Origin of the sequence: Variovorax sp. J22R115 (genome assembly GCF_030317005.1) — a bacterium.
GTDB lineage: Bacteria > Pseudomonadota > Gammaproteobacteria > Burkholderiales > Burkholderiaceae_C > Variovorax.
On sequence record NZ_JASZYM010000021.1, the window covers coordinates 12,347 to 32,517 of the forward strand.

18 protein-coding genes and 1 riboswitch are annotated in these 20,171 nt (G+C 66.2%); of the genes, 4 read left to right on the forward strand and 14 right to left on the reverse strand.

What is annotated here, in order from left to right:
* Positions 1-34: 34 nt before the first annotated feature.
* From QTI04_RS29040 to QTI04_RS29075, 8 genes are all read right to left on the reverse strand, one after another.
* Complete coding sequence (locus tag QTI04_RS29040; RefSeq protein WP_286604830.1) at positions 35-769, reverse strand: ABC transporter ATP-binding protein; 735 nt, start codon at positions 767-769, stop codon at positions 35-37.
* Positions 766-1,569, reverse strand: a complete 804-nt coding sequence (locus tag QTI04_RS29045; RefSeq protein WP_286604828.1) for an ABC transporter ATP-binding protein — start codon at positions 1,567-1,569, stop codon at positions 766-768. The genes QTI04_RS29040 and QTI04_RS29045 overlap by 4 nt, the downstream gene beginning before the upstream one ends.
* Positions 1,566-3,485, reverse strand: coding sequence for an ABC transporter permease (locus QTI04_RS29050; protein ID WP_286618690.1), 1,920 nt, complete (start codon positions 3,483-3,485; stop codon positions 1,566-1,568). Before QTI04_RS29050 ends, QTI04_RS29045 begins: the two co-directional genes overlap by 4 nt.
* 17 nt (positions 3,486-3,502) lie before the next feature.
* Positions 3,503-4,714, reverse strand: a complete 1,212-nt coding sequence (locus QTI04_RS29055; protein WP_286618692.1) for an ABC transporter substrate-binding protein — start codon at positions 4,712-4,714, stop codon at positions 3,503-3,505.
* Between the two features lie 43 nt (positions 4,715-4,757).
* Positions 4,758-5,342 (reverse strand): amino acid synthesis family protein, encoded by a 585-nt coding sequence (locus QTI04_RS29060; RefSeq protein ID WP_286604824.1) that lies wholly within the window; start codon positions 5,340-5,342, stop codon positions 4,758-4,760.
* Between the two features lie 136 nt (positions 5,343-5,478).
* The gene (locus tag QTI04_RS29065; protein WP_286604823.1) at positions 5,479-6,120 is read right to left on the reverse strand and encodes an amino acid synthesis family protein; all 642 of its coding nucleotides are present in this window, start codon (positions 6,118-6,120) and stop codon (positions 5,479-5,481) included.
* A gap of 21 nt (positions 6,121-6,141) precedes the next feature.
* Positions 6,142-7,065, reverse strand: coding sequence for a UPF0280 family protein (locus QTI04_RS29070; RefSeq protein WP_286618694.1), 924 nt, complete (start codon positions 7,063-7,065; stop codon positions 6,142-6,144).
* 15 nt (positions 7,066-7,080) lie between these two features.
* Complete coding sequence (locus tag QTI04_RS29075) at positions 7,081-8,706, reverse strand: 6-hydroxynicotinate reductase (RefSeq protein ID WP_286618695.1); 1,626 nt, start codon at positions 8,704-8,706, stop codon at positions 7,081-7,083.
* A gap of 244 nt (positions 8,707-8,950) precedes the next feature.
* On the opposite strand from QTI04_RS29075, the gene QTI04_RS29080 reads away from it, so the two are divergent.
* Genes QTI04_RS29080 through QTI04_RS29090 form a run of 3 tightly spaced genes read left to right on the forward strand, consistent with a single transcriptional unit; the run spans position 8,951 to position 11,663 of the window.
* On the forward strand, positions 8,951-9,724 hold the full coding sequence (locus QTI04_RS29080) for a ferredoxin--NADP reductase (protein ID WP_286618697.1): 774 nt from the start codon (positions 8,951-8,953) through the stop codon (positions 9,722-9,724).
* A 14-nt stretch (positions 9,725-9,738) separates the two neighbouring features.
* On the forward strand, positions 9,739-10,518 hold the full coding sequence (locus tag QTI04_RS29085) for a TetR family transcriptional regulator (RefSeq protein WP_286604817.1): 780 nt from the start codon (positions 9,739-9,741) through the stop codon (positions 10,516-10,518).
* Positions 10,464-11,663, forward strand: a complete 1,200-nt coding sequence (locus QTI04_RS29090) for an amidohydrolase family protein (protein WP_286618699.1) — start codon at positions 10,464-10,466, stop codon at positions 11,661-11,663. The genes QTI04_RS29085 and QTI04_RS29090 overlap by 55 nt, the downstream gene beginning before the upstream one ends.
* Before the next feature lie 194 nt (positions 11,664-11,857).
* Here QTI04_RS29090 and QTI04_RS29095 read toward each other — a convergent pair whose 3' ends face one another.
* The 5 genes from QTI04_RS29095 to QTI04_RS29115 form a co-directional block, all read right to left on the reverse strand.
* Entirely contained in the window at positions 11,858-12,256 is a 399-nt protein-coding gene (locus tag QTI04_RS29095; RefSeq protein WP_286604814.1) for a GtrA family protein, read from the reverse strand.
* Positions 12,253-13,215, reverse strand: coding sequence for a glycosyltransferase family 2 protein (locus QTI04_RS29100; protein ID WP_286618701.1), 963 nt, complete (start codon positions 13,213-13,215; stop codon positions 12,253-12,255). The genes QTI04_RS29095 and QTI04_RS29100 overlap by 4 nt, the downstream gene beginning before the upstream one ends.
* Positions 13,199-14,968 (reverse strand): glycosyltransferase family 39 protein, encoded by a 1,770-nt coding sequence (locus QTI04_RS29105; protein WP_286618702.1) that lies wholly within the window; start codon positions 14,966-14,968, stop codon positions 13,199-13,201. Before QTI04_RS29105 ends, QTI04_RS29100 begins: the two co-directional genes overlap by 17 nt.
* A gap of 55 nt (positions 14,969-15,023) precedes the next feature.
* Complete coding sequence (metH, locus tag QTI04_RS29110) at positions 15,024-17,774, reverse strand: methionine synthase (RefSeq protein ID WP_286618704.1); 2,751 nt, start codon at positions 17,772-17,774, stop codon at positions 15,024-15,026.
* 22 nt (positions 17,775-17,796) lie between these two features.
* Positions 17,797-17,892, reverse strand: a riboswitch (S-adenosyl-L-homocysteine riboswitch).
* Positions 17,893-17,900: 8 nt separating this feature from the next.
* A complete protein-coding gene (locus tag QTI04_RS29115; RefSeq protein ID WP_286618705.1) occupies positions 17,901-18,338 on the reverse strand; it encodes a PACE efflux transporter in 438 nt (145 codons plus the stop codon).
* A 101-nt stretch (positions 18,339-18,439) separates the two neighbouring features.
* Between QTI04_RS29115 and QTI04_RS29120 the strand changes: the two genes are divergently transcribed.
* On the forward strand, positions 18,440-19,327 hold the full coding sequence (locus QTI04_RS29120) for a LysR family transcriptional regulator (RefSeq protein ID WP_286604808.1): 888 nt from the start codon (positions 18,440-18,442) through the stop codon (positions 19,325-19,327).
* Here the strand turns inward: QTI04_RS29120 and QTI04_RS29125 are convergent, their stop codons facing one another.
* On the reverse strand, positions 19,328-20,143 hold the full coding sequence (locus QTI04_RS29125; RefSeq protein ID WP_286618707.1) for an SH3 domain-containing protein: 816 nt from the start codon (positions 20,141-20,143) through the stop codon (positions 19,328-19,330).
* Positions 20,144-20,171: the final 28 nt, after the last annotated feature.

Sequence of the window (20,171 nt, forward strand, 5' to 3'; positions counted from 1 at the left end):
GGTCACTCCTCGGTTTAGGAAACTGTTTTACGGCTCACACACTCAAGTACGCGCGGCGCACCTCGTCGTTCGCGGCCAGTTCAGCCATCGACGCCTGATAGCGGATCTGGCCCTTCTCGAGCACGTACGCGCGGTCGGACACCAGCTCTGCAAAGTGCATGTTCTGCTCCGACAGCAGGATGCTCACGCCCTGCGCCTTGAGTTCCAGGATCATGTTCGCCATCTGCTCGACGATCACCGGCGCGACGCCTTCGGAGGGCTCGTCCAGCAGCACCAGGTACGGATTGCCCATCAGCGTGCGCGCCACGGTCAGCATCTGCTGCTCGCCGCCGCTCATGCGGCCACCGGGCCGGTTCGGCATCTCGCCGAGATTGGGAAACAGCTTGAACAGGCGCTCGGGCGTCCACAGCGGCGCATCGGTGCCGTCGCTCCAGCGGCGTGCGGGCTGCTTGCCGACTTCGAGGTTCTCCATCACGCTGAGATCAGTGAAGACGCGGCGGTCCTCGGGGACGAACCCCAGGCCCATGCGCGCGGCGTGATGCGGCTCGCTCTTCGAGATGTCGTGGCCCAGAAAACGCACCGCGCCGCGGCGCTTGCCGAGCATGCCGATCAGCGCCTTGAGCGTGGTCGACTTGCCAGCGCCGTTGCGCCCCATGAGCGCGACGACCTCGCCGCGACGCACGTCGAGATCGACGTCATAGAGGATCTGCGCGGCGCCGTACCAGGCGCACAGGGCCTTGGCTTCGAGCAACACTTCGTGTGAACTCATGCATGCTCTCCCACCGCCGCATTCACAGCGGCTGCTTTCTCCGCGATCTTCTCGAAGGTCTTGCCACTGCCGAAATAGACCTCCTGCACTTTGGGATGGTCGCGAATCTCCAGCGGCTTGCCCTGCGCGATCAGCCGCCCGCGGGCGAGCACGATCATGCGGTCTGCATAGGCGAACACCACGTCCATGCTGTGCTCGGTGAAGAGCACCGCCATGCCGCGCTCGATGACGAGCTGCTTGGTCAATGCCATGAGCGAATTGCGTTCCTTCGGCGCCATGCCGGCGGTGGGCTCGTCCATCAGCAACAGCTTGGGACTATTGGCCATCGCGATCGCGAGTTCCACACGCTTCACGTCGCCATAGGCCAGCACGCTGCAGGGGCGGTCGGCCTGAGCCTTCATGCCGACCTGGTCCAGAAGGGTCAGCGCCTCGTCGCGCTTGTGGTCCGCCGCGCGCCGCCACGTCGAGAACAGCTTGTGGTCGTGCGACAGCAGAGCCATCTGCACGTTCTCGACCACCGTGAGCGATGCGAAGGTCTCGGCGATCTGGAAGGTCCGGCCGACGCCCATGCGCCAGATCTCGCGCGGCTTGCGGCCGACGAGTTCCTCGCCGTCGAGCAGGATCGAACCGCGGTCGGCCTTCAACTGGCCGTTCACCATGTTGAAGGTGGTGGACTTGCCGGCACCGTTGGGGCCGATCAGCGCCAGCAGTTCGCCTGGCGCCAGCTCGAAGCTGATGCCGTCGACGGCCTTCACGCCGCCGAACGATTTGCCGAGTTCGTTGACTTTGAGAAGGCTCATGCCTTCGCCTCCTGAAGGTCCGCATTGGCTCCGGCGGCATGCCGCCTGCGATCGAAGAGCTGCTTGGCGAAGCCAGCAATCCCCTGCGGAAACAGCAGCACGAGCAACAGGATGATTCCGCCGAGCATGGCTCTCCAGTAGTCGGTATTGCGCGCCACTGTGTCGTGGAGCCAGGTGAAAGTGACGGCACCGACCACCGGCCCGGCGAGCGTCTGGATGCCGCCGAGCAGCACCATCACCAGCCCGTCGACCGACTTGCCGACGCTCAGCGATTCCGGCGAGATGCTGCCCTTCGAGAACGCATAGAGCGCACCGGCCAGACCCGCCGCGGTGCCCGCGATCACGAAGGCAGCCCATTGCATGCGCTTGACGTCGATCCCGATGGCGTCCGCGCGCAGCGCCGAATCGCGGCCCGCGCGCAGCGCATAGCCGAAGGGCGAGAACAGCACGCGGCGCAGCCACAGCACGCCGAAGGCAACGAGCACGAGCGTGAGCCAGTAATAGGCGCGCTTGTCGGACAGCCATGCGGAAGGCCAGACGCCGGTGAGACCGTTGCTGCCGCCGGTGAAGCTGTCCCACTGATAAGTGATGGCCCAGGTGATCTGAGCGAAGGCCAGTGTGAGCATCGCGAGGTACACGCCCGACAGCCGCACCGCGAACCATCCGTACACGAAGGCACCGGCCGCGGCGACCAGCGGCGCGACGATCAATGCAAGTTCCATCGGCATGCCGCTCGCACGCACCAGCAGTGCGGCGCCGTAGGCCCCGAGCCCGAAGTAAGCGGCATGGCCGAAGGAGTGCATCCCCGCCGGCCCCATGATGAAGTGCAGGCTGGTCGCGAACAGCGCGGCGATCATGAGGTCGATCATCAGCACCGTCGTATAGGGCGAGCCGGCGGTGAGGAATGGCATGGCCGCCAGCACCAGGCCGAACACCGCCGCCGCAATCAGGTAGACCTTGCTGGGACGGCGCAACGGCTCTTCCTGCATCCCCACATAGCGGCTCGGCGCCTGCGGCCGGCCGAACAGGCCCCACGGCCGCCACACGAGCACGACGGCCATCACCAGGAAGTCGACCACCAGCGTGAGCTTGGAAAACGAGACGCTGATGCCGAAGATGTCGACCACGCCGAGCCAGATGCAGATGGCCTTGATCTCGGCGATCAGCAATGCAGCGGCGTAGGCACCGGGAATCGAGCCCATGCCGCCCACCACCACGACCACGAAGGCGGCGCCAATCGTGTTGAGGTCCATCTCCAGCGTCGCGGGCTCACGCGGCAACTGCAATGCGCCGCCCAGCCCCGCCAGCAGCGCACCGAGCGCGAACACCGCCGTGAAGAGCCACGCCTGGTTGACGCCGAGCGCGCTCACCATCTCGCGGTCCTGCGTGGCTGCGCGCACCAGCGTGCCGAAGCGCGTGCGGGTGAGCAGCATCCAGACCAGGCCGAGCACCAGGGGGCCGACGACGATCAGGAAAAGGTCATACGAAGGAAACTGTCGTCCGAGGATGGTGACCGAACCAGAGAGCCCCGGCGCGCGCGGTCCCAGCAATTCGTCGGGCCCCCACAGCCACAGCACCGCATCCTTGATGACCAGCACCAACGCGAAGGTCGCGAGGAGCTGGAAGAGTTCGGGCGCCTTGTAAATGCGCCGCAGCAGCACGACCTCGATCAGCGCGCCGAGCACGCCCACCGCCAGTGCCGCCATCACCAGCGCGGGCCAGAAGCCCATGCCGGTGCCCAGTCGTTCGACCAGGGTGTAGGCAACGTAGATGCCCACCATGAAGAACGAGCCATGCGCGAAATTCACGATCCGCGTGACGCCGAAGATCAGCGACAGACCTGCCGCCACGAGAAACAGCGACGACGCGCTCGCCAGCCCGTTGAGGAGCTGGACGATGAAACCGGAGAAGCTCATGGCCCGTTCGACTCCACTCAATCAGCAGCGCGCGACTTCTTCACTTCGGCAGCCGAAGGCTGGTACTTCGAATCGGCGCCGTCGAGGTACACGTAGTCGACCATCACGCCCTTGCCGCCGTCGTTCTTGGTGCGGCCCACGAAGGCGCCCATGGTGGACTGGTTGTCCTCGGGGCGGTAGGTGATCTTGCCGAAGGGGGTGTCGACCTGCAGCCCCTTGAAGGCGGCGACCAGTTTCTCGGGATCGGTGCTCTTCGCCTTGGCGATGCCAGCCGCGGCCGACTTGATCATGCTGTAGCCCACCACCGATCCGAGACGCGGGTAGTCCTTGAACTTGGCCTGGTAGGCCTGTTCGAACTTCTTGTGCTCGGGCGTGGTGATGCCGTACCACGGATAGCCGGTCACGATCCAGCCGGTGGGTGCTTCGTCCTTCAATGGGTCCATGTACTCGGGCTCGCCGGTCAGCACGCTCACCACTTCGCGGTCCTTGAACAGGCCGCGCGTGTTGCCTTCACGCACGAACTTCGAGAGGTCCGCGCCGAAGAGCACGTTGAAGATCGCATCGGGCTTGGCATCGGCCAGGGCCTGCACCACGCTGCCGGCGTCGACCTTGCCCAGCGGCGTGGCCTGCTCGGCGACGAACTCCACGTCGGGCTGCGCCGCCTTCAGCAACTGCTTGAACGCAGCGACCGCCGACTGGCCGTATTCGTAGTTGGGGTAGACCACCGCCCAACGCTTCTTCTTGAGCTTGGCCGCTTCGGGCACCAGCATGGCGGCTTGCATGTAGGTGCCTGGGCGCAGGCGGAAGGTGTACTGGTTGCCGCCCTGCCAGGTGATCTTGTCGGTCAGCGGTTCGCCGGCAAGGAAGAAAAACTTCTTCTGCTTGGCGAAATCGGTGACGGCGAGGCCGGTGTTGGACAGGAAGGTGCCCGCGAGCATGTCGACCTTTTCGCGCGAGACCAGTTCCTCGGCCACGCGCACGGCGTCGCCGGGGTTGGCGTTGTCGTCGCGGCTGATGAGTTCGATCTTCTTGCCGTTGACGCCGCCGGCGGCGTTGATCTCATCGACAGCGAGTTCCATGCCCTTCTTGTAGGGCTCGAGGAAGGCGGGCTGCGCCTTGTAGCTGTTGATCTCGCCGATCTTGATCACGCCTTGGGCGTGCGCGGGGACGAGTGCAGTGACCAGCGTGGCGACGGCGGCCGCGCTGAAAGCAAGACGCAGGGGATTCATCGAGAGCTCCTTGGGTTCGAACACAAAAATGATGCGGCGTGGCTCAGCGAAGGCCGTCTTCGCCCTTGATTTCGGAGACCTTCAGGCCGCCGATGCGCGGCAGCGGGCGGCCACTGTCGGTCACGGCGACGGCGACGACGATCTCGTTCGCACGGGGCGCGTCCGACACGCGGGCCTCGACGGCGTCGAAGTGGCTGCGCACGAAGGCGGCATCCTTGTGGCCGAGCGGCACGTCGATGGCAGTGCCGAGCGTGCCGCGCTTCTTGGCGGAGGGCACCAGTGCCGCGCCCTTCTCGACCGCCACACGCAGCGGCGCGCCGAGCTTGGGATGCAGGATGGCAGCAGCGTGTTCGAGCTCGCCGGCCTCGCCGACGATCGCGGCCTTGCCGTAGCTCTGAGCCTGCCCCGGCTCGATGCCGAGAGCAGCCACGGCCTTCTGCCCGAGCAGCGCGCCGAGTTCTTCGCCGATGGCGATCAGGTCATCGAGCGATTCGCTGTAGCGGCCCGCGTAGGGGTTCTCGATGACGGCGATGGCAACGGCACGGCGCGTGGGCGGCTCGATGGTCTTTCCCATTTCCTTGCGGGTTTCGTCGACCTGGATCACGAGCTTGCGGATATTTGCTGTCATTGCTTGTCCTTTGTGTTGGCGAGGTCCGGCCGTCTTTCGGGAAACACCGCGGAACCGGCTTGGCCGTGCCGCTGGTGTTGCCCCCCTGCAGGGGGGTTGGCGAAGCGACACGAAGTGCGCGAAGACTGGGGGGTAGTCATCTCAAGCCATCCCATTTGCTGATGTCTTCGGCACGCAGGCCGCCGACGCGATCGTGGATTCGATAGCCCGTGGTCATTGCGAGGATGAAAACGATCTCGTCGGCCGCCGGCGCACCGGGCACTCGAACCTCGATCGCGTCGAACTGGCCGCGCACATAGCTCGCATTGATGTTGGTGAGCGGCACGTCGAGCGTCGCGCCGGGTGGCCCGACTTTCTTGGTCGACGGCACGATCGACAACGCATTGCCGGGCTGGCCCGTCTTCTCCTCGGCCTTGCCTTGCCGGTAGGCGTCGCGGTCGCCCTTCCATCCCAGCAGCTCGCGCATCGCGTAGCCGCCGGGCACGTGCCACAGCGCGCCATGCTCCAGTTCGCCAGCTGCGCCGACGATGGCGCCCTTGCCGTAGGTGGCGATGCGCTCGACGGGCACATCCATCGCGGCGCGCAGCCGGTGCGCCATGTCGACGCCGACAGGATCGAGCAGCTTCATCATCGGCAGGATGTCGGGCTCGTAGCGGCCCGCGAAGGGATTGGTCAGCACCGCGCCGATGGCGCCGCGCACCAGCGGCGTTGCGGCGCGCGGTCCGAACTCGTGGTGAATGTGCTCGACCTGGGTGAAGACACGGCGTATATCGATCATGAAAAGAAGTCCTGCTTTTCGTTAAGCAAATACTGAACCAACTGCACTCGGAACGCCACTGCCAGCGATCTGCTGCGATGCCGTCGAGGCCTGCAAGCTTAAGGGTTGAACCACCCGCCATTGCCCCTGGCAAACGAGCACCGCCGACCATACGAGTCCCATAGGCTGGAGTTCTTCGGCGCGCGCGACGCCCGCATCCAGTGCGCGACGCACCTGTGCAGGCGCGAGTTGCTCGACGCTCCTCGTCACGGGGATGTCGCCGAGGTCGCTGTCGTCCTTGCACTCGCTCGCGGGAAGGCGATGAATTCCGGGGTCATCGACGTCGACTGCATTGGCGATCACGGTGGCTGCGGCATCCGCTTCGGCCGCTGTCGCCGCGAGCACGGTGACACTGTCCGCAATACCGAGCGAAAAACTGCGGCCGCGCCAGCCGCTGGTGGCGACGCCTCGTACCGGAAGGTCCGCGGTAACCTCGAATTGGCCATCGGTCGCGAGTGGTCCCGTGTCGCGCAGATCGAAGCGGGCGAGATCCGCGAAGAGCCCGACCCGCGCGGAGTGGCCGGGCGCGAGGTGCAGCGCGATGTCGCCGCCGTTGTTGATCCACGCGCGCTCGATGCCGGGCCGGTGGTAGCAGGCGATGAGTTCCTGCGCCACGGCACCGGCGACGGCGGCCATTGGCGTGATGAAGCCCGCACGGAACGGCACGCACGCGTTCCACATGCGCTGCGCGATGGGGCCGCGCAAGACGCAGTCATCGCCCACCGGCCGACGCAGCAAAGGCAGCTCCGCCACCAGCTCGTCGAGCAAGGTACTGAAGCGTCGCCACACGTGCTCATGCGCCACCGCGACCTCCACCGCCTCGCCATGCGCTTCGGCAACGATGTCGATGGGCCCGTGGTTGAGATGCCAGCGGCCGTCACCGAGCGCTGTGCGTTGAGCAGTCATGGCAATGCTGTCCGGTCAGCCGAGCATCGGCGGCTGGCCCAAGGGCCAGGGGTTGGCTGCATCCATGCGCAGCCATTGGCGTGCCAGCGGCGCACCGTCGTCCTGCCAGGCGCCCCGAGCAAGCGCCTGTTCGAGCGAGAACACATGCTCCATGTGGCCGCCCAGTGCGGCGTAGTCCTCGCGCCGCATGCTGAATTCGATGGGCGCAACGATCGCCGGGGTGGGCACCGTGCCGAAGCTGTTGTCCGGCATGCGCAGCACATCGGCCATCACCGTGATCCCGCCACCGGGCCACACGTAGGCCGGTGCGCCACCGCAGGTCACGTTGACCAGCGCGCGCTTGATTGCGCGGGTGAGCAGCACCGGGTTCTCCGTCACCCCGGCGCGCAGGCTGCCACCCGCACCACCGAGGAACAGCACCGTGCACAGCGAGGGTTCGCAGTTCTCGCCGATGCGCTCCACGATGCGGCGCACCTCGGCAGGCATCTCCTGCTCGACGGGGCGCAATTGATCGTCGAGTACGTACCACTGCGCATGCTCGCCGGTGGTCGAAGTCATCAGCAGGCGCAATCCGGGACGGGCCACACCCTCTTCCCATCCCTCGATGATGGAAAGCGGATCGTCGATGTCCGTGCCGCCCCAGCCGTTGCCCGGGTTCGCGACCTGGAAGTACCGCCCCGGCGTCGACTTGCGGCCGCGCATCTGGATGCCCGAGGCCGGCATGTCGAGGCAGCGCCCCGCCTGGTGCTCGGTCAACACGCCGGTGATGTGGTCGTCGACCACCACCACCTCGTCGGCATGGCCGAACAGCTGGCGCGCGAAGATGCCTACGGCTGCGGAGCCGCAGCCCACGCGCATGCGATGCTCCTCCACGCCATTGACGATCGGCGCCTTGCCTGCCTGGATCACCATGCTGGCGCCGCCATCGATCACGCATTCGACCGGCTTCTTGTTGCCGAGCAGCTGCATCAGTTCGACCGTCATGCGCCCTTCCTTCTTGCTGCCGCCGGTGAGGTGGTGCACACCGCCGAGCGACAGCATCTGAGAGCCGTATTCGGCGGTGGTGACGTGGCCCACCACCTCACCGCGGTAGCGCACATTGGCCTGCTCGGCGCCCAGGAAGCGGTCGGTGTCGATCTTCACCTTGAAGCTGCAGTAGCTGAAGATGCCTTCGGTCACCACCGTCACCATGTCGACGCCCTGCGCTTTCGAGGCCACGATGAAGGGCGCGGGCTTGTAGTCGGGGTAGGTGGTGGACGAGCCCACGCCCGTCACAAAAACCTCGTCGGCACGAAGGAGATCGCCGTTCCAGTCGGGGTCGGCGACCGGCTCGACGGTGCGTTCGACCTCATCGAGCTCGGCGTTCACCCGGGCGAAGGGCACGAGGGCAGGCGATTCGCTCGACAGTTCGCGACGCAGCAGCACCACCGGATCGACGCGCACCAGCACGCCGTCGCGGTTGGCATAGCGGTCGCAGGCGCCGGTGCGCCCGTCGGAGATCTGGCACAGCACCGGGCAGGCGTTGCATTCCACCTTGCTGGCGCTCATTTTCTCGTTGCGCAACGGCGCGCGGCCTGTGGCCTCGGGCATTACCGGCATGTCCATGCCGGGCAATCCGTCTGTCTTCGTGTGTTCGGTCATCGCGGGCGTCTCGTGGGAATCAGGCAGCGGGCCGTGCAACATCTGTGCCGAAGACCCTCTTGCGCTGGCGCTTGTGCTGGAAGTGACGTTTGTGTAGCATTCCCTACACTTTCATGTGGCAATCACTACATTGAAGATCAATGTAGCAAACAGGTCCGATGCTTGCAATGGTGTTTTCGCGGGCACAACCGAGTCGCCGACAATCGGGGGTTCCCTTTTTCGTTCATAACCATTCCTGACCCTTATGAGTGCATTCAGCGAAGAACGTGTGTTGAGCGTCCACCACTGGACCGACCGCCTGTTCACCTTTACCACCACGCGCGATCCGGCCCTTCGTTTCTCGAACGGCCACTTCACGATGATCGGCCTGAAGGTCAACAACAAGCCGCTCCTGCGTGCCTACAGCATCGTCAGCCCCAATTACGAGGAACACCTGGAGTTCCTGAGCATCAAGGTGGAAGAAGGCCCCCTGACCTCGAAGCTCCAGCACATCCAGGTGGGCGACACCATCATCGTGGGCCGCAAGCCCACGGGCACGCTGCTGATCGACTACACGCTCCCAGGCAAGCGGCTCTATCTGTTCGGCACCGGCACCGGCCTGGCACCGTTCATGAGCATCATCCGCGACCCCGACACCTATGAGAAGTTCGAGCAGGTCATCCTGGTGCACGGCGTGCGCCAGATCGACGAGCTGGCCTATCACGACCTCGTGACCGATCACCTGCCCAAGCACGAAATCCTGGGCGAGATGATCGAGAAGCAACTGCTCTACTACCCGACCGTGACGCGCGAGGAGTTCCGCAACATGGGCCGCATCACCGAGCTGATCGAAGCCAACAAGCTCACCGACGACCTCGGCCTCCCGCCGCTCAACGCCGCCGAAGACCGCGTGATGCTGTGCGGCAGCCCCGGTCTGCTGGTCGACCTCAAGCACATCCTCGAAGCGCGCGGGTTCAAGGAAGGCAACACTTCCACCCCTGGCGACTTTGTCGTCGAACGCGCCTTCGCGGAAAAGTAGAAGCGAAGTCTGCGATGGCCGAAGCGAAGGCAGCCGCCCGCATGGGCGCACCCAAGGCCGCGACGCGCCGCACCGGCGTGCGTGAAGCTGCCGCGCAAGCCACGCGCGAGAGCATCCTGCGCGCGGCGACCAAGGTGTTCGCGAAGTACGGCTACGACGGCGGCAGCGTCGAGAAGATCTCGAAGGCCGCGAAGTCGTACGACCGCATGATCTATTACTACTTCGGCAGCAAGGAAGGCCTCTTCATCGCGGTGCTCGAAGGCATCTACCGGCGCATGGACGACGCGGAAGCCGCGATCGATCTCGACGCGACGCGCCCGGTCGAATCGCTCACGGCGTTGATCCGCTTCGTGCTCGGCTACTACCGCAAGAACCCCGAGTTCGTCACGCTGCTCAACACCGAGAACCTGCACAAGGGCCGGCACATCGCGAAGTCGCTGCGGGCGCGCGAGTATTCGTCGCGGGCGATCTCGATCATCCGGGAGATCGTGGCGAGCGGCGTCGCGCAAGGCCTGTTCCGCAACGACGTGGCGGCGCGCGACCTGTACCTGCTGATCGCGTCGACCGGCTATTTCTACACGTCGAACCGCCACACGCTGACCGCATTCCTCGGCGAGCCGCTGGAAACGCCGGAGGCCGTCGCGCACTGGGAAGACTTCGTGATCGAGACGGTGCTGCGCACGGTCGACGCGGGGGCTTCCGACGAGGCAACAACTCCACTCCACGAAGAGGCTAAGACATGGCAGAAGTCGCAACCGGCGCAAAGTCGGGCAAGGTCGTCATCCGGAACATAGGTCTGCTGCTCTCGGGCGACATCGACAAGCCCATCCTCGACGCCGACACCATCGTGGTGAATGATGGACTCATCGTCGCGGTCGCCAAGGAAAAGGACTGCGACCTCGAAGGCGCGCAGACCGTCATCGACTGCAAGAAGACCTGCGTCGCGCCCGGCCTGATCGACAGCCACGTGCACCCCGTCTTCGGCGACTGGACTCCGCGCCAGGGCCAGATCGGCTGGATCGACTCGACGATGAACGGGGGCGTGACCACCATGATCTCCGCCGGCGAGGTGCACCTGCCCGGCCGCCCCAAGGACATCGTGGGCCTGAAGGCGCTGGCCATCACCGCGCAACGCGCCTTCGACAACTTCCGCCCCGGTGGCGTGAAGGTGCTGGCCGGTGCGCCGGTCATCGAGAAGGGCATGGTCGAGAGCGACTTCAAGGAACTGGCCGAAGCCGGCGTGGGCCTGCTCGGCGAAGTGGGCCTGGGCTCGGTCAAGGCCGGCTACGAGGCCAAGGAGATGGTGGCCTGGGCGCGCAAGTACGGCATCCAGAGCACGATCCACACGGGCGGCCCCTCGATCCCGGGCTCGGGCCTGATCGACAAGGACGTGGTGCTCGAAGCCGACGCCGACATCATCGGCCACATCAACGGCGGCCATACCTCGCTGCCCGAGGCGCATGTGTGCGAGCTGTGCGAGAAGTCCTCGCGCGCGATCGAGATCGTGCACAACGGCAACGAGCGCGTCGCGATCGCGGCGGCGAAGGCGGCGCTCGATCTCAAATGCCCGCACCGCGTGATCCTGGGCACCGACGGGCCGGCCGGCTCGGGCGTGCAGCCGCTGGGCATCCTGCGCATGGTGGCGATGCTGTCGTCGATCGCGGGCATTCCGGCCGAGCTGGTGTTCTGCTTCGCGACGGGCAACACGGCGCGCATCCGCAAGCTCAACTGCGGGTTGATCGAGATCGGCCGCGCGGCGGACTTCGTGTTCATGGACCGTGCACAGCACACCGCTGGCAAGACCCTGCTCGAGAGCGTGCAGCTCGGCGACATTCCCGGCGTCGGGATGGTGATGATCGACGGCATCGTGCGCTGCGGCCGCAGCCGCAATACGCCGCCGGCGACCGAGATCCCCGTGGTTGTTTCAGGCGCCCACTGACAGCCCCCTCCCTCTCGGAGAGGGAGTCATGCCGCGCACATCAGCGTTTCACCACGCTGTCGCGTGACACGTGACTCATGAAACCGGCGCGGCCGAGACCAAGAACCCCGCGGAACCGGCTTTGCCGGCCCGCAGGGGTTGCCCCCGGAAGGGGGAGGCGGCCACACGAAGTGGGCAAGCCTGGGGGAGAGATCTCATCTCTTGCGCGCGGACTTGAAGACCAGGTGCCGCGCCGACAGGAAGTTGACCGCCAGCCCCGCGCAGCTTCCGAGCGCCACGCCGAGCGCTGGCGCCAGCGGGCCGCCGACCCAATGCAGCGTCAGCACGTAGACCGTGTAGTTCACCATCGCGCCGGCCAGCATGGTCAGCAGGTAGTGCGCGTACTCGCGCACAAGGGACGAGTCCGAGCGCCGGGCGGTGAAGGTGTAGCGCCGGTTCAGCGCCCAGGTCGCGGTGGCCGCCGCGATGAAGGACACCACGCGCGCGCCGTACCACCCCAGAAACGGTGCGACGAGGTAGAGCACGCCGAGATCGACCCCGAAGCCGACCACCCCGACGGCCGCGAAGTACAGGAACTCTCGCCCCGCCTTCATGGCGAGCCGCGATGCCGCACGCCCGGAATGGCCAGGTAGCGCAGCCGCTTGGCTTCCTGCCGGCCGATCGTCACCGTGTGCAGCACCACGCCGCAGACGAAAGCCAGCATCGCGACCAGCATGGTGCCGGTCACGAACACGGCGGTCGGCAGTCGGGGAACCAGTCCGGTGCGCAGGTAGGTGGTGAGCAGCGGCTCGGCCAGGATCACCGACAGCAGTGCCAGCACGCCGGCGACGCTGCTGAAGAACAGCAAGGGCCGCTCACTGACGAAGAGCTTGCAGATGGTCTTCAGGATGCGCCAGCCGTCGCGGTAGGTCGACAGCTTGCTCTCCGAGCCTTCGGGCCGCGAACGGTAGAGCACCGGCACTTCGGCGAAGGGCATGCGCAACTCCAGCGCATGGACCGTCAGCTCGGTCTCGATCTCGAAACCCTCCGACACGGCCGGAAAGGACTTCGCATAGCGCCTGGAGAACACGCGATAGCCCGACAGCATATCGGTCAGCCGTCCGCCGAAGAGGCTCGCCACCGCGCCGGTGAGCAGCCGATTGCCGAAGCGATGCCCGCGCCGGTAGGTCTGCGCATCCGCGCCATCGTCGATGCGCGAGCCGACGATCATGTCGAGGTTGTCCAGCACCAGCAGGTCGATGTGCTGGCGGATGTCGCGCACGTCGTAGGTGGCATCGCCGTCGACCATCACGTAGACGTCGGCCTCGACGTCCGCAAACATGCGGCGCGCCACGTTGCCCTTGCCGCGCAATGCCACGTGCGTGACTGTGGCGCCGGTCGCCCTGGCGACCTCGGCGGTGCCGTCGGTCGAGTTGTTGTCGAAAACGTGGATCTCCGCCTCGGGCAGCGCCGCGCGGAATTCGTCCACCACCTGGGCAATCGACAGTGCCTCGTTGAAGCACGGAATCACGGCGGCTACGCGCAGGGCGCGTGGGTCAGGGCTTCCGGTCATTCTTATATTGGAGGTTGCGATAGGCCTTGGCGCCGTCTTTTTCGTACATCAAGGCGAATTGGTCAAGGAAGCCGGGTTGCGCCTCGAGCAATGGCGCATTGGCCACGTCGACGGCGATCGCCTCGAATCCCAGTCCGGCGAGTTTGCGCGCGAATTCGAGGGGCGGCAGGACGATGAAGTCCGAGTACCGCCAGGGCCCGAGCGCGTCGCCCCAGACCGGATTGGGTCCGTAGTAAGTCGCCTCGATCAGTGCGATCTGGTAGACGCGGCCGGTCGCGTGCTGGCGCAGGTAGTCCATGACCGCGTAGCCGGGCACGCGCTTGCGCAAGACGGCTTCGCGTTCCACAGGAGTGGTGGCGAACAGCGCCACCTTCCTTCGCGCCTGGTGGACGGAGAAAGTCGCCACGACCACCAGCAGCGCCACGCCGAGCCAGCGCCCTGCCCGGTCGAGCGCGCCGATGAGATCGCGTTCCGGCATCGCCCTGCGCAGCCTGAGTGCGATGGCGCCGAAGATGGTCTGCCATCCCACGGCGGCGGTCAGCGCCAGGATCGGAAGGGACGCCGTCAGGTAGCGCGGATAGCGCGAGGTGAGGCTCCAGACGAACAGCGAATAGACGCAGAACACGAAGGCGGCGCGCAACGCGCTGGAACGCTTCCAGTAGGCGCTGAAGGGCACGGCCAGCACGGCCCAGATGAGCGGGTTCGGCAGGCCCGCGTGGTCCTGCACATCCTGGAACTGCATGCGGTAGTCCTGCATGTTCCAGTTGGTGAAGCCGAATACCCGCGCGCCGATCGGATTGAACGGGTCGCCGGTCATGATGGCGTTGCGTGCGTACCAGTACACGCACGGGACCAGGAAGCAGGCCAGCGCCACGCCCAGCACGCGCGGACGGCGCTCGTGCAGGAGCACGAAGACGGCCACCAGCGGCGTGACGGTCAGGGCCTGGTACTTCGAGCCGACCGCGACGCCGAGAAAGAAGGCCGCGAGCGCCAGCCAGCGCACGCCGGTTCGCGGCGATTCGCGCCACCACCGCAAGGCCGTGCATGCGGCGAGCACGAACAGTGCGACGCTGGTATCGATCAGCGCGCCGGAGTAGTCGCCCAGCCCGAGCCAGATCGCGGCCCCGATGCAGGCCACCACGCGGTTCACATGCACCACGCCCAGGCGATAGACGATCCAGACGGACAGCCATCCTGCGAGAGCATTCGCGAAGTGCGGCAGCACGTCGTCGCCAACCATCAGCGCCGCGGCGTAGAGCAGGTTGTAGTTGTACGGGAACCAGGGGTAGCGAAGCCAGTCGTAGATGCCGAGCGAGCCGGTGAGCGCCACCTCGCGCGCATAGGGCAGGTGATACATCAGCTCGTCGAACGCGACGGGCGGACCCATCGGCGCCACCAGCGTCGGCACGGCGAGCACCGCGAGCACGACCATCCCCAGCTTCTCGAGCCAGGAGAGTGCCGCCGGCACTTCGCGCATGCGCACCTCCCGCAACCACGCAGGCGCTTGCAGCAGCGCCGCTGCGATGCCGATGGCGAACACCGCCCACACGACGACCACGGCGAACCTGCCGGCGATCGCGAAGGCCTGGAAGACGCAAATGACGAGCCCGATGCCGGTCGCGATGGCCATGGCCGTCTCGAGCCAGACATCGCGTCGCATCGGCACGCCGATGCGCGTCAGCAGCATCCGTCCGATGCCCCAACAGCTGACGACAAACACCGCCAGCGCCGCGTAGTGCGCGGCAGCAAACATCAATTTCTGAATAAAAGGTCCCCTGCGCCGGTCATGGTTGCGCCGGCCGGTCGTGTCAAAGATTCGGCGCCAGCAGCCGCTCGAGATCCGCTTCTCTCTCATGGCGGCGCGCGGCCTGATCCTGCAACTGGTCGTGCCCGATCTTGCCGACGTTGAAGTAGGTCGAGTCGGGATGGCTCAGATAGAAGCCACTCACACTGGCGGCGGGCATCATAGCGAGGCTTTCCGTCAGGGTCATGCCAATGTCCGTGCAATTCAAGAGGTCGAACATCGGCCGCTTGACGCTGTGGTCCGGGCAGGCCGGGTAGCCGGGCGCCGGACGGATGCCGCGGTACTTCTCGCCGATCATGTCTTCGTTGCTCAGCGTCTCCTCATGCGCGTAGCCCCAGAGGTCGGTGCGCACTCGGTGGTGCAACGCCTCGGCGAAGGCCTCGGCCAGCCGGTCGGCCAGCGCCTTGAGCATGATGGCCGAGTAGTCGTCGAGGTCGTCGATGAAGTACTTCTCCTTCTTCTCGACGCCGAGTCCCGCGGTGACGGCGAACATGCCGACGTAGTCCTTCAGCCCCGTCTCGCGCGGCGCGACGAAGTCGGCGAGGCAGCGGCTGGGCCGCATCACGCCTTCGATCATCTGCTTCTCGGTCTGCTGGCGCATGCCGAACCAGGTGAGCGCGGCTTGGGTGCGCGACTCGTCGGTGTACAGCACGATGTCGTCGTCGTTCACCGTATTGGCCGGCCAGAAGCCGATGACGCCGCTGGCCGAGAGCCAGCGGCCTTCGATCAGCCGCTTGAGCATGCGCTGGCCATCGGCATACACGCGCACGGCCTCGGTGCCCACGACCTCGTCCTTCAGGATCGCAGGGAACGGCCCCGCCAGGTCCCAGGTCTGGAAGAACGGGCCCCAGTCGATGTACTTCGCGAGTTCGGTCAGGTCGAAGTTGCGGAACACGCGGCGGCCGATGAACTTCGGCACCGGCGGCAGGTAGTTCGACCAGTCGACCGGGGTCTTGTTGGCGCGTGCCTTGGCGAGCGGCCACAGCGGCACCTGCTTCTTGTTGGCGTGCTGGTGGCGCACCTTGTCGTAGTCGGCGTTGATCTCGTTGATGTAGTTGGTCGCCTGCTCCGACAGCAGCGACTGCGCCACGCTCACGCTGCGCGAGGCATCGGGCACGTAGACCACCGGGCCTTCGTAGTGCGGTGCAATCTTGACGGCCGTGTGCACGCGGCTGGTGGTGGCGCCGCCGATCAGCAACGGAATCTTCTTGATGCGGAAGTGCTCGTCCTTCTGCATCTCGCCAGCGACGTACTGCATCTCTTCCAGGCTCGGCGTGATCAGGCCAGAGAGCCCCACGATGTCAGCCCCTTCGACCTTGGCACGCGCCAGGATCTCGTGGCACGGGACCATCACGCCCATGTTCACGACTTCGAAGTTGTTGCACTGGAGCACGACGGTGACGATGTTCTTGCCGATGTCGTGCACGTCGCCCTTGACGGTGGCGATGACGATCTTGCCCTTGGTCCGCACGTCGCGGCCCGCGGCCTCGTCCTGGCGCTTTTCTTCCTCGATGTAGGGGATGAGGTGGGCCACGGCCGACTTCATCACGCGCGCCGACTTCACCACCTGCGGCAGGAACATCTTGCCCTGGCCGAACAGGTCACCCACGATGTTCATGCCGTCCATCAGCGGGCCCTCGATCACGTGCAACGGCCGGCCGCCCTTGGCCAAGATGGCCTGGTAGGCCTCCTCGGTGTCATCGACGATGAAGTCGGTGATGCCGTGCACCATGGCGTGCGACAGCCGCTGCTCGACCGTCACCGGCTGCTCCGGCGTGCCGCGCCATTCGAGCTTCTTGCTCTCGTCCTTGGCGCCGCTCTTCGCGGTCTCTGCCACTTCGACCAAGCGCTCGCCGGCATCGGGGCGACGGTTCAGCACCACGTCTTCGACGCGTTCGCGCAGCTCGGGTTCGAGGTCGTCGTAGACGCCCACCATCCCGGCGTTGACGATGCCCATGTCCATGCCGGCCTTGATCGCGTGGTATAGGAACACGGTGTGGATCGCCTCGCGCACCGGGTCGTTGCCGCGGAAGCTGAAGCTCACGTTCGAGACGCCACCCGACACCTTCGCGCCCGGCAGGTTCTCCTTGATCCAGCGCGTGGCGTTGATGAAGTCGACCGCGTAGTTGTTGTGCTCCTCGATGCCGGTGGCGATCGCGAAGATGTTCGGATCGAAGATGATGTCCTCGGGCGGAAAGTCGATCTCGTCGACCAGGATGCGATAGGCCCGTTCGCAGATCTCGATCTTGCGTTCGTAGGTGTCGGCCTGGCCCTTTTCGTCGAAGGCCATGACGACCGCCGCCGCGCCGTAGCGGCGCAGCAGCCGGGCATGGTGGCGGAACTGGTCCTCGCCTTCCTTCATGCTGATCGAGTTGACGATGCCCTTGCCCTGGATGCAGCGCAGGCCGGCCTCGATCACTTCCCACTTGGAGCTGTCGACCATGATCGGCACGCGCGCGATGTCGGGCTCGCTCGCTATCAGGTTCAGGAAGCGCACCATCGCGGCCTTGCTGTCGAGCATGGCCTCGTCCATGTTGATGTCGATGACCTGCGCGCCGTTCTCGACCTGCTGGCGCGCGACCGCGAGCGCTTCCTCGAACTGCCCGTTGAGGATCATCCGCGCGAAGGCCTTGGAGCCGGTGACGTTGGTGCGCTCGCCGATGTTGACGAACAGGGCGCCCTCGCCGATCCGCACCGGCTCGAGGCCGGACAGCTTCATCGGGGGAACGAGGACTGGAGAGGAATCGGAGGACATGGGCTCACCTGCGGAATGTCGGATCAGGCGAGCGTCGTTGCAATCCAATGGCTGGAAGCCCAAGCCTGACGCGGCCGTCTCGGGTGAGAACGGCGGCGCTGCAACGCTCCTTGGGAGCCGCGGATTTTACGCCGGCTGCGCCGCGCCCGTGGCCGATGGAGGCAGGCCGAACAGCATGTCGAAAGCCCAGTTGAAGACGAAGGTGTAGATCAGGAAGAACACGACCAGCCCCAGATCCATCACGAGCGCTTCCCACAGGCTCACGTCCAGCCACCAGGCGAAGACCGGCACGAGGAAGGCGACGAGGCCGCCCTCGAAGCCGATGGCATGGGCGATCCGGCGCTTCACGCTGCGGCCACGCACCGGCTGACGGGATTCCCAGCGCTCGAACAGGGCGTTGAAGCTCAGGTTCCAGAGCACCGCGATGACAGATGCGATGACGGCCAGCACACCCGAGTGACCGAGCCCTTGGCCCGACATCACCGCCAGGCCTGCGCTTGCCGCGACGATGGCGATGCCTTCGTAGAGCGTGATGTAGACGACGCGGCGCTTGAGCCCTTGCATGAAATCAATCCCGGAGAGGTTGCTGAGGGCCGTACTTTATGTTTGTCATGCTGATATATAAAGTCATCTTCTATCAATTCAATTGACAGGTTGGTGCCGCCATGAGCCTTTCCAGCGACAACGTGGAGGTTTTGCTTGCCGTGATCGACCATGGCTCTTTTTCAGCGGCCGCACGCGCCTTGGGCCGGGTGCCCTCGGCCGTGAGCATGGCGATCGCCAACCTCGAGGCCGAACTCGCCTTGCAACTCTTCGACCGCAGCGGTCGCGAGCCACAGCCGACAGCCGCTGCGCGCTCGCTGGAACCGCAGGCGCGCTTACTAGCGGCGCAGCTCAAGCAGCTTCAGGTGCAGGCGCTCGCGCTCACCCAAGGACTGGAAAACCGGCTCACCCTCGCCATTGCGCCCGAGCTTCTCGCAGCGCCCTGGAGCGGTCCGCTGGCCGCGCTGGCGCAGGAATACCCGTTGTTGGAGGTGGAAGTACTCGCCGCGCCGCAGGCCGATGCGCTGACGCTGCTGCACAGCGGGCGGGCCCAACTGGCGCTGGTGTTCGAACGGCCCAGCCTCGACGGACGCGAAGGCTTTCAGGAAGTAGCGAGCGACACCATGGTGGCCGTGATGGCGCCCGACCATCCCGTGCTGGCCGCGGCAGGCGGCCGCCTGCGCGAAGAGCACCTCACGACCACGCGGCAGATCGTGGTCGCGGGGCGCGATCTCGCGACCAGCGATCCGCGTTTCGTCTTCGCGCGGCACGTCTGGCGCACCGACAACGCGCTCGCCGCGCTGAGCCTGATCACCGCCGGTCTCGGCTGGGGCTGGCTGCCGCGCAACTTCGCGCGGCCGCACGTGGCGGCGGGCGCGCTGGTCGAGATCCCGTTCGAGAACCTCTCGAACGGGCTGGACCTGTGGGTCGACGTGGTGTGGTCGCGCGAACGGCCGCTGGGCCTGGGCGCGCAGCGCTTCGTCGCGCTGATCGCCCGCAAGAAGGACTGACTAGCCCCCGCGGCCACCGCCCTGACCACCCCCATGGCCACCTCCATGCCCCCCGCCATGACCCCCTCCGTGGTTCCCACCGCCCTGGCCGCCGCCGTGTCCCCCACCGTGCCCACCGCCGCGTCCTCCACCACCGCCCCCCTGCCCCGGCGGCCTTCCGTCGGTCTGGAAGCCCTGCCCCGGCGGCCGCACACCTGGCGGTGGACCGGGAGGCCGGGGACCGCCGCCGTGCGGAGGACGAACACCTGAAGGCGGCGGCGGGCGGATGCCATTGTTCGGGGGCGGGCGGAACCCCGGCGCGGGCGGCGGCCTGAACCCAGGCGGATGCGGCGAATAGCCCGGCCACGGATTGGGACGCCAGCCCGGGACCGGCGGTGGCGGCGGGCGCCAACCGGGCCCCGGGGGCGGCGGCGGACGTCCGCCCCACCAGCGCGGCTGGTTGTACCAGGGGCGGTCGCGGTAATAGTTGCCCCAATAGCTGCCGATCGCGAAGGTCACGAGGGGCACGCCGATCACCGCCCCGTAGGTCGCCAGCGGCACCCGCTGATCCTGGTAGGCGTAGTCGAGGCTCGACGCGTAGGACCAGCCGCGAAGACCGTCCGGCAGCACCACGTCGCACCAGCCGTAGCCCGAAGTGCAGCCCATCACCTGCAGCGGCTGTCCGGGTGGCAGCGAGGCGACCAGCGGATAGTTGTCGCCGGGGCCGGCGCGCAGGTTGACGCCCCCCCGGGTGAAAGCCTGCTGGGCCATTGCAGCCAACGGAAGCGCCAGGGCGATGGTGCCGATGCCGATCCATCGCCGAGTCATTGTGTGCATGTGGGATTCCTTTGCGGATCAGGGTAGG